The sequence below is a fragment of the Ensifer sp. 2TAB8 genome (assembly GCF_052115125.1).
Taxonomy (GTDB): Bacteria; Pseudomonadota; Alphaproteobacteria; order Rhizobiales; family Rhizobiaceae; genus Ensifer.
The window spans coordinates 72,427-85,409 of the sequence record NZ_JBFRGB010000010.1; the positions used below are offsets into that span (position 1 = coordinate 72,427).

Annotated in this window: 12 protein-coding genes and 1 riboswitch; of the genes, 4 read left to right on the top strand and 8 right to left on the bottom strand. The window is 62.5% G+C overall.

Annotated features, from left to right (window positions below; genetic code table 11):
* Nucleotides 1-29 precede the first annotated feature (29 nt).
* The gene (locus AB4Z53_RS17800; protein WP_441596838.1) at nt 30-1,388 is read right to left on the bottom strand and encodes an O-antigen ligase family protein; all 1,359 of its coding nucleotides are present in this window, start codon (nt 1,386-1,388) and stop codon (nt 30-32) included.
* A 378-nt stretch (nt 1,389-1,766) separates the two neighbouring features.
* Between AB4Z53_RS17800 and AB4Z53_RS17805 the strand changes: the two genes are divergently transcribed.
* A complete protein-coding gene (locus tag AB4Z53_RS17805; RefSeq protein ID WP_223727644.1) occupies nt 1,767-2,636 on the top strand; it encodes a D-alanyl-D-alanine carboxypeptidase family protein in 870 nt (289 codons plus the stop codon).
* Nucleotides 2,637-2,909: 273 nt separating this feature from the next.
* On the opposite strand, the gene AB4Z53_RS17810 is transcribed toward AB4Z53_RS17805, so the two are convergent.
* From AB4Z53_RS17810 to AB4Z53_RS17830, 5 genes are all read right to left on the bottom strand, one after another.
* Complete coding sequence (locus AB4Z53_RS17810; RefSeq protein WP_441596841.1) at nt 2,910-3,956, bottom strand: quaternary amine ABC transporter ATP-binding protein; 1,047 nt, start codon at nt 3,954-3,956, stop codon at nt 2,910-2,912.
* Nucleotides 3,949-4,860, bottom strand: coding sequence for an ABC transporter permease (locus AB4Z53_RS17815; RefSeq protein WP_113539323.1), 912 nt, complete (start codon nt 4,858-4,860; stop codon nt 3,949-3,951). Before AB4Z53_RS17815 ends, AB4Z53_RS17810 begins: the two co-directional genes overlap by 8 nt.
* A 296-nt stretch (nt 4,861-5,156) precedes the next feature.
* Nucleotides 5,157-6,155 carry an ABC transporter substrate-binding protein gene (locus AB4Z53_RS17820; RefSeq protein WP_113539324.1) on the bottom strand — a complete coding sequence of 333 codons (999 nt, stop codon included), beginning with the start codon at nt 6,153-6,155 and terminating at the stop codon, nt 5,157-5,159.
* Between the two features lie 339 nt (nt 6,156-6,494).
* Nucleotides 6,495-6,671, bottom strand: a complete 177-nt coding sequence (locus tag AB4Z53_RS17825) for a hypothetical protein (RefSeq protein WP_441596842.1) — start codon at nt 6,669-6,671, stop codon at nt 6,495-6,497.
* 269 nt (nt 6,672-6,940) lie between these two features.
* Nucleotides 6,941-7,084, bottom strand: coding sequence for a hypothetical protein (locus AB4Z53_RS17830; RefSeq protein ID WP_223727640.1), 144 nt, complete (start codon nt 7,082-7,084; stop codon nt 6,941-6,943).
* 251 nt (nt 7,085-7,335) lie between these two features.
* Here AB4Z53_RS17830 and AB4Z53_RS17835 point away from each other — a divergent pair, with 251 nt between their 5' ends.
* Both AB4Z53_RS17835 and AB4Z53_RS17840 read left to right on the top strand, forming a co-directional pair.
* Nucleotides 7,336-8,793, top strand: a complete 1,458-nt coding sequence (locus AB4Z53_RS17835; RefSeq protein WP_441597012.1) for a cobyric acid synthase — start codon at nt 7,336-7,338, stop codon at nt 8,791-8,793.
* A 159-nt stretch (nt 8,794-8,952) separates the two neighbouring features.
* Nucleotides 8,953-9,573: a class I SAM-dependent methyltransferase gene (locus tag AB4Z53_RS17840; protein ID WP_441596844.1), complete on the top strand. Its 621-nt coding sequence runs from the start codon at nt 8,953-8,955 to the stop codon at nt 9,571-9,573.
* 45 nt (nt 9,574-9,618) lie between these two features.
* Here the strand turns inward: AB4Z53_RS17840 and AB4Z53_RS17845 are convergent, their stop codons facing one another.
* Together AB4Z53_RS17845 and AB4Z53_RS17850 are read right to left on the bottom strand one after the other, a co-directional pair.
* A complete protein-coding gene (locus tag AB4Z53_RS17845) occupies nt 9,619-10,446 on the bottom strand; it encodes an oxidoreductase (RefSeq protein ID WP_441596846.1) in 828 nt (275 codons plus the stop codon).
* Between the two features lie 150 nt (nt 10,447-10,596).
* Entirely contained in the window at nt 10,597-11,550 is a 954-nt protein-coding gene (locus AB4Z53_RS17850; protein ID WP_162768850.1) for an AraC family transcriptional regulator, read from the bottom strand.
* A gap of 318 nt (nt 11,551-11,868) precedes the next feature.
* A riboswitch (cobalamin riboswitch) is annotated at nt 11,869-12,017 on the top strand.
* Nucleotides 12,018-12,458: 441 nt separating this feature from the next.
* Here AB4Z53_RS17850 and cobU point away from each other — a divergent pair.
* Nucleotides 12,459-12,983, top strand: coding sequence for a bifunctional adenosylcobinamide kinase/adenosylcobinamide-phosphate guanylyltransferase (cobU, locus tag AB4Z53_RS17855; protein WP_441596848.1), 525 nt, complete (start codon nt 12,459-12,461; stop codon nt 12,981-12,983).

Consider the following 12,983-nt stretch of genomic DNA (forward strand, 5'->3'; position numbering starts at 1 on the left):
TAAAGATATCTTTATGTCTTGGCAAGCGTTCAGCGATGGGAGGCTGACGGTTCGGCGCGCATGCTCATGCGGCCGGCGAGCCCGAGGCCGAAGACTGCGAGCGCCGTCAGCAGCCACATCGGGTCGGCACGGTTGAGGAAGAAGCTCTCGAGCATGGCGTTATAGGTCATGAAGATCACCACCATGACGCAGAAGTCGGCGAAGATGCGCGCCTGCGGGCGGCGATAGGCCCGCGCATAGTCGAAGAGCGGTTTGACGAAGAGCAAAGCGGTCATGAGGATGCCGCCGGGCAGGCCGAACATCAGCACCGCGTCGAGATAGCTGTTATGACCGGTGACGATGCCGCGCACGTCCCAGCTCGCCTCGAAATTCGCTTCCATGCCCATGATGACGGGCGAGAGCCAGAAACTCGCATAGCCCTGGCCGAACCAGGGGCGCTCGGCGATGCTGGCGCTTGCGAATTTCCAGATGTCGTCGCGGCCGGTGAAGGTCGCGTCGTCGATCAGCGCCTTGGTGATCGAAAGCAGCGTGTCGGAATAGATGGTGCCGAGCGTCAGGCCGAAGACCAGCACGGACATGGCGAGGTGGGCGAGGATCATCAGCCCGGGGCTGCGCACCGCGCGACCGGCAAGGACAAGGCCGATCGCGATCGGCAGGAAGCCGATCGTCGTCTTCGAGCCGGTGTGCAGCACGAAATTGGCTGCAAGCAGCGTGATCGCCCAGCCGCGAAGCGGCGCACCTGCGCGCAGGCAGTAGATGCCGAACATGCAGAGGATGGAGAAGACCGGCGCCGAGACGTTCTTGTGCAGCAGGTGGCCGCGCCAGAAGCCGGCATGCCAGGGCTCGTCGCCGAAGGCCGAATGGATGGCACGATCCGGCGCCACGAAGAGTGCCGCATAGTCGATCAGGATCAGGAGCAGGATGGCGTTGGCGCCGGCATTGACGAAATCGCGCTCGCTGCGCGGCAGCACCAGCACACCCGCCACCATGATCATGGCGATCAGGCTCAGCGTCAGGCCGCGGGCGGAGGCCGCGGGATCGTAGGACTGCAGGCAGGAGAGATAGGCGATGGCGAAGATCGCGATCCAGCTTGGCGAGACGAGCCGCGCCAGGATACGCCTGTCGACCGTGAGCAGCATGGCGAAGAGATAGATCGCACCCAGCACCAGGTAGCCGACCTGGTTGATGATGTTGCCTTCGTTGGCGGCGTTCGGATCGGTCACCACCGCGCCCTGGAACGGGATCAGGGTGAAGACGATCAGGAACAGGCCGATGCCCGAGAGCAGTGCGGCAAGGCCGTTGACGAGCTCCGCCAGGCCCGCATCGAAGGCAGCGGGCACCCGCTGACGCTCGGAAGATAGGTTTGCCGTGGCTGTGTTCGAGTGCATGGCCTGCCGAAACGGGTGGAGCAAGATTGCCGCGGTCCCGGGCGGCGCCTTCGTTGGTGGACCCGCCTCGGCGTCAGCATCGAGGCTGGCCGGGCCGGGCGGTGATCGCCACCTTGGCGCAATCAGGTTAAACCGAGGTGAAGCGTAGGAGGCGGCGGCCCGAGGCAAAGCATCGCCGTCTCAGTCCGCCTTAAGTGTGATATTTACAGACGGATTGCCGCAGGTGCTTGCCGCAAGGGCTTCCTGCCCGTAAAAAGGCGGGGGTGTCTCGGCCGTGGAAAACGCGGCCGCTGCCGTTTAGAGCGGTATGTCTTCCATAATTCGATCACGATTTTCGTCCCGAGGTCGTTCGATAGCGTCGAAACGAGAAAACACGATATGCAGTCCCTTATCCGTATGGTCGCGTCTGCCGCGGTCTCCGTGAGCTTGCTGCTTGGCAGCGCCTCCTTTGCTGCCGCCGGACAGGCACATTTTGTCGTCAACGCCGAGACCGGTTCGATCCTGGAAGCCGACAACGCCGACGAGCTGAACTATCCGGCGTCGCTGACGAAGATGATGACCATCTATCTCGCTTTCGAGGCGCTGAAGAACGGCACGCTCAAGTGGGACCAGAAGCTCACCGTTTCGGAGCACGCCAACGGTCTTGAACCGTTCAAGCTCGCCGTCGGCGCCGGACGTCAGATCACCGTGCGTGAGGCGGTCATGGGCATGGTCGTGCTTTCGGCCAACGATGCGGCCGTCGTCATCGGCGAGCAGCTGGCCGGAACGGAAGCGGCCTTCGGCCAGATGATGACCAGCAAGGCGCAGGCGCTCGGCATGAGCCGTACGGTGTTCAAGAATGCCAACGGTCTGCCGGATCCGGCGCAGGTGACGACCGCGCGCGACATGGCGACGCTCGGCCTCGCGCTGATGCGCGACTTTCCCGAGGAATTCCAGCTCTTCGCGAACAAGACGATCGAGTTCCGCGGCATGAAGCTGCGCGGCCATAACGGCGTGATGAAGCGCTACGAAGGCGTCGACGGCATCAAGACCGGTTATACGGACGCTTCCGGCTACAATCTCGTGACCTCCGCCAAGCGTGGCGGCACGCGGCTGGTCGCCGTCGTCATGGGCGGCAAGACGGCGCAATCGCGCGACGACGACATGATCTCGCTCCTCGACAAGTTCCTGCCGCCGAAGGAAGACGCAAGTGCTGCCAGCGCCGCCGAACCGGTCGCCGCTGCAACGTCGACGACCACTACGAACTGATCTCTCAACACATTGGTGCGAGGCTTGCCCCTCACCCTAATCTTCTCCCCGCAAGCGGGGCGTGGGGACGAAGGCGGCGGCAACCGCTGACCCTTGGCTGGCGTTCCGGACGCTGCTTCCAAGCATCAAAATAGCACTGCTAGTCGGGAAACGTGGCATCGCCACTTGTCCCTTCTCCCCGTCAAAACGGGGAGAAGGTGCCTGCAGGCGGATGAGGGGCGCTTCCCTCACCGCGCGGATGAGGGGCCGTCGCCAGCCTGATGCCATCGAAGTTTACGCCGCCGCACGGTCCTCATGACTGACCGGTGTGACCATGGCGGCGATGACCGTCGAGAGATCGAGCGCGCCGATCGGGCGGCCGTTGCCATCGACCACGTGGGCGCTTGAAACGCGGGCGGCGGTCATGCTGCGGGCTGCTGCTTCCAGCACCGTCCCGGCCGCCAGCGGTACGCCCTCGGCATTGCCGGAAAGCGGCCGCATGATCGTCTCGACATTGATGACCCGGCCGCGGTTCACTTCCTTGACGAAGGCGGTGATGTAGTCGTCGGCCGGCGACAGCACGATTTCCTGGCCCGTGCCCTGCTGCACCACGCGGCCATCGCGCAGGATCGCAATCTTGTCGCCGAGGCGCAGCGCCTCGTCGAGATCATGGGTGATGAACACCACCGTCTTCTTCAGTTCCTTCTGCAGGTCGAGAAGCACCGTCTGCATGTCGACGCGGATCAGCGGATCGAGCGCCGAATAGGCTTCGTCCATCAGGAGAATGTCGGCATCGTTGGTGAGTGCGCGGGCAAGGCCGACGCGCTGCTGCATGCCGCCCGAAAGCTGGTTCGGATAGTGGTTCTCGAAGCCCTTGAGGCCGACGCGCTCGATCCAGCCGCGGGCGCGCTTTTCGCTCTCCTTGCGTTCGACGCCCTGGATTTCGAGGCCGTAGACCGTGTTGTCGAGCACGGTGCGGTGCGGCAGCAGCGCGAACTTCTGGAACACCATCGCCGTCTTGTGGCGGCGGAATTCCCTAAGGTCGTTGTCGTTCATCTTGCAGACGTCGACGCCGTCATAGAGAACTTCGCCCGCGGTGGGGTCGATCAGCCGGTTGATGTGGCGGATCAGCGTCGACTTGCCGGAGCCCGAGAGACCCATGACCACCATGACGCCGCCGGGCGGCATGGAGATGTTGATATCCTGCAGGCCTAGCACGTGACCGTGCTTCTCGTTGAGATCGGCCTTGCCCAGGCCTTTCTTGACCGCGTCGACGAAGTCGCCGCCGCGGGGGCCGAAGATCTTGTAGAGGTTCTTCACCTCGATCGCGTGACTAGCCATGGATAACCTCCGAGTGCTTTTGCAGCCGCTTGCCGAAGGCCTGGCTGGTACGGTCGAAAATGATGGCGATACCGACAAGGGCAAAGCCGTTGAGGAAGCCGACGGTGAAGAACTGGTTGGCGATCGCCTGCAGCACGTTCTTGCCGAGGCCGCCGACACCGATCATCGAAGCCACGACCACCATCGCCAGCGACATCATGATCGTCTGGTTGATGCCGGCCATGATGGTCGGCAGGGCCAGCGGCATCTGCACGTTCTTCAGTTTCTGCCATCCGGATGAGCCAAAGGCGTCGGCCGCTTCCAGCACCTCCTTGTCGACGAGGCGAATGCCGAGATTGGTGAGCCGGATCATCGGCGGCACCGCATAGATGACCACGGCGATGAGCCCCGGCACCTTGCCGATGCCGAAGACCATGACGACGGGGATCAGATAGACGAAACTCGGCATCGTCTGCATGACGTCGAGGGCCGGGTTGACGAAGGCCTGCACCCGGTCCGAGCGCGCCATCAGGATGCCGATCGGAATGCCGATCAGGATCGATATCAGCGTGCAGACGGTGACCATCGCAAGCGTGATCATCGTGTCGTTCCAAAGCCCGACAAGGCCGATGAAAATCATCGACATTGCTGTTCCAATGGTGATCGCGATGTTGCGGCTGCCGAAATAGACGACCGCGATCATGAGTGCCAGGATCACGATCCAGGGCGAACCGACGAACAGGCTTTCGAGATAGTTCAGAAACCATTGAAGCGGTTGCACCACCGTGTCGATGGCGTTGCCGTAGGATCGGACGAAGCCCTTGAAACCGTCGTCGACGGTCTTGCGTGCCAGGCGGATCGTGCTCTCGTCAATGGCAGGGAACTTGCAAAGCAAAGCTGGCAAGACACTGCAGATGGATGCCATATGTTTCCCCTTCTTGGCCGGAAGTCTTTTGTTGCGCCGGTCGCATCCCGGCGTCGATCTCCATCGATGCCTGCGCAACACTTCGGGTGGCCTCTTTGGGCCCGGCGTTTAAACTGTGTCAGCGAAATGTGGCGTCCGCTTTACTGTTTGCGACGCGGACGGCCACGCTTCGCCGCCTCTGGAACGACGCGCGCTCAAACGGAACCCGCAAGAACGCTGCATTGTTCCTGTTCCGATTGATTCCACCGGAACGGGCAGGCGGCCGTCTCGGCCGGCGCGCCTGCCTTTGTCTTGTGTCAGAGCGCTGCCTTGACCTTTTCGGCCACTTCCGGGCTCACCCACTGCGTCCACATGTCCGGGAACTCGGCGAGGAAGTGCTTGGCAGCATCCTCGTTTGTGCCCTGGTTCTGGTCCATCCAGGCGAGAACCTTGTTGACGGTGCCGTTGTCCCACTTGCGCGCCTTGACGTAGTCCATGGCGACGCTTGCCTTGTCGGCGAATGACTTGGTGACGACCGTGTAGACGTCCGAGACCGGGTAGGAGTTTACCTTCGGGTTCGGGCAGTCAGGAACGGCAGTGCACGCGTCCCAATCGGCCTTGTCGTGATCGACGCCGAAGGAGAGGCGGGTCATCTCGTACTTGCCGAGGATGGCGGTCGGCGCCCAATAGTAGCCGAGCCAGCCGGTCTTCTTTTCGAAGGCGTTGGCGATCGAGCCGTCAAGGCCGGCGGCCGAGCCGGTGTCGACCAGCAGGAAGCCGGCCTTTTCCGCATCAAGCGCCTTGTAGAGATTGGCGGTCGAAACCTGGCAGTTCCAGCCGGACGGGCAATTGTGAACGGCGGCCTTCGACGAGTCCTCGGGTGCAGGGAAGAGTTCCGGATGTTTCAGCGCGTCCTGCACCGTCTTGATGTCAGGATGTGCATCGGCGAGGAATTTCGGGATCCACCATCCCTCGACGCCGCCTTCGCTCAGGATCTTGGCGGCTTCGATCAGGCGGCCTTCCTTGATCGCTGCGTCGAGCGGCGTGCGCACGGCATTGACCCAGAGTTCCGGCGCCATGTCGGGCTGCGCCTTTTCGTTCATCGAGGCGAAGGTAGGCATGGTGTCGCCGGTGACCAGCGTCACGGTGCAGCCGTAGCCGTTTTCGAGAATGAACTTGTCCACCTGGGCGGCAACGCCGGCGGAAGCCCAGTTCATTTCGGCAATGCTGACTTCACCGCATTCCGCGGCCTGCGCGGAACCCGCCAGAGCATAGAGGCCCGCGGCGAGAATGGTGGAAGCGAGGAGTTTCTTCATGTTGCAAGACCTCCCAGTCTTTATTTGCAGCCAATATCCAAACGGGAATCCACGGGGGATGCCGAGCATCCTCCGTCACCCGGAGCAACTATGCAGCCTTGGGTTCGGCATCAAACAAGCCAAGGTTCACCCTTGCTGCGGACGGTGCGGGAGTTCTTTTTCAGCCCTGGCCGCGGAACCCTGTCGCCAGCCAATCTCCTCTTATACCGCCAGCCAAGCCTAAGTATTCTCGTTGAGAAATCAACCTCTTCAATCGGAAGGTCGGGTTGAGGGAGTGCTTCGCGCGTTCTGTCTGCGACATGGTCGGAGGACGCGTTTCGAGCATGAGAAAGGCCGAATTTAAGCAATAACGACAATTCCTGCCGCAAAAAATGGCGCCATGCGCCACATCGCTCGCAACCCTGTCGAGATCCTGACGTTTCCTGTCGTGATTGCGCCACGGAGATCGGCGCGCATGTCGCGAAAAAAATTAAAAAAAAGCCGGAATTCATCTTTGGTTAAATCCTCAATAACCATCCGGTAACGATGTCCAGCTAATTGTTCTTCTCGCGGCGGGGGACTGCCGCAGGTCCGGATCAGGTAGTGCGTCCCGGACTTGGAGCGAACCTTCGGTGCGTTACCCCGAAGTGACCATGCGTTTTTTGGCGGCCGCATCCCTCTTGGCGAGGTTGATGCGGCCTTCGCATTTCAGGGCCGTCGCCGGACATAAAAAAGCCGCCCCGGAGGGGGCGGTGGAGGAGGCTCTGGGAGGAGAGCTCGAAGGGGCTTCAGCCCCGATCGCAGGCTTAGCCTACATTCGACGTGCGGATGACGCCGAGCGGACCGAAGGGAGCGTCAACGACGAGGTTGCGCACGCGCGACTGGCTGGTCGGAACCTTGGAGTTCCAGGCGATCTGAACGAAATTCTGCTTGCTGAAGATGTACAGCATGGACGTGAACCTTGAGAAGCCGGAGGCCTATTCCTCCGGTGCGTGTTGCTATGCCGCTGATATAGGTGTGCGCTGCAAAAAATTGAATGCCAAACTCGCCACGCCATGTCGCATTCTGGCTACCGGGCGCGACATTTTCGACAAGCCTTGCGAAAGCGCGAAACAATGCGTGAAAGGGCTTTGTCAATTGCGGCGAAATCGTGTTGAAACAGACCTTTGCCGCTGCCCGTTTCAGTGTTACCGATGGCCGCATGACACGCAGGATCATGTTGCAGGGAACCGGCTCTGATGTCGGAAAATCGGTATTGGTGGCGGGGCTCTGCCGGCTTGCCGCCAACCAGGGCCTGAAGGTCCGTCCGTTCAAGCCGCAGAACATGTCGAACAACGCCGCCGTTTCCGACGATGGCGGCGAGATCGGCCGGGCGCAATGGCTGCAGGCGCTGGCGGCCCGCGTGCCTTCGTCCGTGCACATGAACCCGGTTCTGTTGAAGCCGCAATCCGATGTCGGCAGCCAGATCGTCGTCCAGGGCAAGGTGGCCGGGCAAGCCAAGGGCCGGGAGTATCAGGCGCTTAAACCCAAGCTGCTTGGCGCCGTGATGGAAAGCTTCGAACAGATATCGGCCGGTGCCGATCTGGTGGTGGTCGAAGGCGCGGGCTCGCCGGCGGAAATCAACCTTAGAGCCGGTGACATCGCCAATATGGGCTTTGCGACCCGGGCCGAGGTGCCGGTCGTGCTCGTCGGCGACATCGACCGCGGCGGGGTGATTGCCTCGCTCGTCGGCACGCATGCGATCCTGCCCGAGGAAGACCGGCGCATGGTGACCGGTTATCTCATCAACAAGTTCCGCGGCGACGTCACGCTCTTCGACGACGGCATTGCCGCGGTCAACCGCTTCACCGGCTGGCCCTGTTTCGGCGTCGTGCCCTGGCTGAAGGCGGCGGCGCGGTTGCCGGCGGAAGATTCCGTCGTGCTGGAAAAGCTGGCGCGCGGCGAGGGGCGGGCGTTGAAGGTTGCCGTGCCGGTGCTCTCGCGCATCGCCAATTTCGACGATCTCGATCCGCTTGCCGCCGAGCCGGAAATCGATCTTGTCTTCGTGCGGCCGGGCAATCCCATTCCCTCGGATGCCGGGCTCGTTGTCATTCCCGGCTCGAAATCGACCATCGGCGATCTCATCGATTTCCGCGCTCAAGGCTGGGACCGTGACCTCGACCGCCACGTGCGTCGCGGCGGTCGGGTCATCGGTATCTGTGGCGGCTACCAGATGCTCGGCCGGCGCGTCACCGATCCGCTCGGTATCGAGGGCGGCGAGCGCTTAATCGAGGGTCTCGGGCTGCTCGATGTCGAGACCGAGATGGCGCCGGAAAAGACGGTGCGCAACAGCCGCGCCTGGTCGTTGGAGCATGACGTGGCGCTCGAGGGCTACGAAATCCACCTCGGCAAGACGCAAGGTGCGGACTGTGAGCGGCCGTCAGTGCGCATCGACAATCGCGCCGATGGCGCGCTTTCGGTCGATGGCCGGGTGATGGGCACCTATCTGCACGGGCTCTTCACCAGCGACGCCTACCGCTCCGCGCTGCTGAAAAGTTTCGGCATCGAAGGTGGTGCCAGCAACTACCGCCAGTCGGTCGATGCGGCGCTGGATGATGTCGCGAACGAGCTGGAGACGGTGCTCGACCGGCGCTGGCTGGATGGGCTGCTCGGCCGGTAGCCAGGCAAGCGCCATCAGCCGCGATCGACAGGGTTGCGGCCTTGTTGGCGACAGCAAGGGACCGACGGAAACCCAGCATCATCCGTCGTTCCGTTGTAGAATTCATGCGGGAAGGATGGAGCGTCTGGTCACGGTCGCACGCTCCAAGGCGGGTGTCACGTGCAGGACGAAACCAGACGAGCCCATTGGGACAATGCCTATCAGTCGAAGGGCGAGGCGGGCGTCAGCTGGTTCGAGGATACGCCGGCCGTTTCGCTCGACCTCATCCGCGGGCATGCGGCGTTCGCCTCGTCGTCACTGATCGATATCGGCGGCGGCGCGTCGCGGCTGGTGGATGCGCTGCTCGACGCGGGTATGAAAGCGATCACGGTGCTCGATCTGTCACCGGCCGCACTGGACGCCGCCAAGGCGCGCCTCGGTGCCCGCGCCGGTGACGTGCACTGGGTTGCAGCCGATGTGACCGCGTGGAAGCCGGATCGCAGCTACGATATCTGGCATGATCGCGCCGCCTTTCACTTCCTCACCGATCCCGACGACCGGGCGGCCTATATCGAGCGGCTGACGGCGGCCGTCGTGCCCGGCGGGCACGCCATCATCGCCACTTTCGCGCCCGATGGCCCGGAGCGCTGCAGCGGCCTGCCAGTGGTGCGCTATGACCCCGCCGCACTCGCCTATGTGATCGGGCCGTGCTTCCGGCTGGTCGAGCACATGGAACACCAGCACCGGACCCCGTGGAACTCGACCCAGGCCTTTCAGTTCAGCGTGTTGCAGCGGGTATAGGGCGGTCGCGCCATTCTTGCTGGGGCTGGCGCGGTTTCCCGCCAATCAGCGCACGGTCCACAGGATCATGCGGTCGAACGCACGGTCGCCGAACCATTTGCGGATGTTGATCATCATGTTGGCGAATTTGCCGGCGGCATAGCGGGTCTTCGGTTTGCGGGCCTTCACGGCCTTGGAAACCACGTCCGCGATGACCTGCGGGGAGGAGCCGCCGCCGTGCTCGTAGCTGTCGGTGGTGGCCTTGGAGACGTTCTTCGCCATCGTGCCGTAGGCGGTGTTGCCCGAGAACTTCATCATCGGGCCTTCCATCACGTTGGCGAATGCGGTCTGGATGACGCCGGGCTCAACGACCACGACTTCGATGCCGAACTGTTGCAGTTCCAGGCGAAGGCAGTCCGACAGGCCTTCCAGCGCGTGTTTCGACGCGTGATACCAGGCACCGAGCGGCGTGTAGATCTTGCCGCCCATCGAGGTGATGTTGATGATCTTGCCCGCGCGCTTCTCGCGCATGTAGGGCACCAGATCCTGGATCAGTGCGGCCGCGCCGAAGAGGTTCACGTCGAACTGATAGCGGGCCTCGCTGAGAGGTACGTCTTCGACCGAGCCGTAAAGTCCGAAACCGGCATTGTTGACCAGTACGTCAACGCCACCGAATTGCTGGGTGATCTCGGCGACCGCGGATTTTCGGCTGGCCTCGTCCGCGACATCCAGCGCGATGGGATGTGCGCCGAGCGCTCTCAGATCGTCCATCTGCTCCACCCGGCGGGCGGCAACGATGACGGTCAGACCGTCCTTGATCAGCTGCTTTGCGATGACCTTGCCCATGCCCGAGGAGGCGCCGGTGACGAGAGCGGTTTTCCGTGCGATTGCCATGATCTTCTCCAATCCTTGCGGGCGTCATGCCCGTCGTTCGTCGGAGATCAATCTGGCGTATCGCCTGGATTTCTTCAAAATCGCTTCGTGCCAATCAACTATCGGAACACGCCAAACCGCTATCTCCCGGTGCAGACGTGGCGGTCTTTCTCAGTGCGTCACCGTTCCCCGCGCCTCGGCGGGCGTCATGCCGGTCCAGCCCTGGAAGGCGCGATAGAAGGAATTCGGCTCTCGGTAGGCCAGCAGATAGGAGATTTCCTCGACGTTCAGCCCGTCTTCGCCGAGATAATGCATCGCCAGCTCCGCGCGGGTCGATGCCAGCACCGTCTGAAAGGTTTCACCTTCCTCCTTCAGTTGCCGTTGCAGGGTGCGCTTCGACATGGCGAGCCGCCTGCACATAGCCTCGATACTGGCTTCGCCCGACGGCAGCATGTCATGCAAAACGCGCTTCGCCCGCTGCACGATCGGCGTATCGGTTTCATGCGCCTCCATTTCGCGGCGCAGGTTTTTCTCGAACTCCGGCCAGGATTCCTCGTTTTCGGTGATCAGCGGCAGATCGGCATCTTCTCTGCGCAAGGAGAGGCGCGCTCCGCCGTCAAGCTCCGGTTCACAGCCAAGGAACTCGAGCACGTCCTTGCCGAGGTTGGGCAATGCCGGCAGATGGAGCCGCGCAGGCCGGATGAACTCGGCGGTGTAGCAGCGGGCCGATTCCAGAAGGTAGAGCGCCTCGAACCAGACCAGTTGCGGCGGGGCCGGAATTTTAGGGTCCACCGTGCCGATCTCGATATGCAGAAATCGGTCGTCCTCGGACACTTCCAGCTTCATCGGTCCCATCAGCGGCTTGAACACTGACAGGCGCTTGAACCCGATGCGCACGTCCGGCGAACAGGAGAAGGAAAACATGGCCGGTGTGAACGGTGCGTGGGCAAAGAGCTTGCTCAGATAGAGCGGCAGGTCGGGCCGGTCAGCTTCGATCTCGATGGCGCGCCAGAGGGCGAACACCTGCGCTGGTGTCAGGCCCTTGCCTTCGTTGCGAAGAATATCTCGCGGCAGCCCGGCCCGGCGCACCGCCTGTTCGGCGGAGATCTTCAGCAGCTTGGCCACCTGGGTGATGGATCTCGCCACGGGATAAAGGCGGTTTGACATGGTCGCCTGCAAATTCGAGTTCATCGTTCTCCTCTTTTCTGCGCTCGGGAACAAAGGTGCGCCAGAGCCTGATGCCACATTGGCACATTCTGATAGCGCTTTGGCGCAAGGTGAGAGTGAGAGGGCGAGGGCCTCGGGCGAAGGCGGACGAGCAATCCATTTCGCCGTGTCTGGCTGGCTGCGGCCGTCTGCCTGTTGCTCGACAAATCGTCGCGCGGCGCAACCAAGCCGGGGAGGTGTCGCAAGCGTCGATTGACTTTGGGTCGGCCGCTTCCTAATCATCAGGTGTTGGATGGTTCCCCCTCATCGTGGCGATCGGGGGGAATAATTGGGAATGTGACGGATGGACCCAAATCGGGCATCCTTATCGCAGCCGACCCCGCGACTGTAGAACGGTCAGGGTTCGCCATCGGGTTCGATATCGGGCTGTCAGCCGGTTGCATGGGGCAACCGAGGCAGGTCGGGGTCGAGCCGGAAAAGCCACTGGCGTGGCATCGTGATCAGCCGGGTTGGACGCCTCTTCTTCTACGAATCGTCCGCCTTTCACGATGTTCCCCGCAGCGCCGCGGGTCGGAAACGACGCGCAAAGGTTCGCTGTGGCACCGGAAAGACGCCGGGAAGGTGAGGCGGGCCGCTCGGGTCCTGACATCGGAACCTCGCACTTATGGGCGAGGCGATGCGGGCCCGTGACGCCGTGAGCCAGGAGACCTGCCATCCGGCATGGGCATTCCGCCCGAGGGGACTGTTGGTCCCCAACGCCATCACGGAGGTTGTTTTGGCTTTCAGATGCTTTCCCGAACGCGCCGCCGGCGCGTCGAACGGCTTTTGCCACCCGCCGCTGAGGCGGGTGTTCTGAGGCGGCGGCGATGAGCACTTACAGTGCCGGACCGGTCCTGGTCCTTGGCGGCGCCCGCTCCGGCAAATCCAGCTTTTCCGAGAGGCTTGTCGAAGCGTCCGGCCTCACCATGCATTATGTCGCCACGGGACGGGCCTGGGACGATGAAATGCGCGAGCGGATCGATCATCACAGGACACGCCGCGGCGAAGGCTGGACGACGCATGAGGAGCCGCTTGATCTCCTGGGTACCCTCAGGCGCATCGATAACCCGGGCCATGTGGTCCTGATCGACTGCCTGACGTTATGGGTCACCAATCTCATGCTGGAAGAGCGCGACATGACGGCGGAGTTCGCCGCGCTTGCTACGTACCTGCCTGAGGCGCGGGCGCGCCTCATCTTTGTTTCCAACGAGGTCGGCCTCGGCATCGTGCCCGAGAACCGCATGGCCCGCGAGTTTCGCGACCATGCCGGCCGGCTTCACCAGATCGTTGCGGAGAAATCCGCTGAAGTTTACTTTGTCGCGGCCGGTTTGCCGCTGAAAATGAAGGGTTGA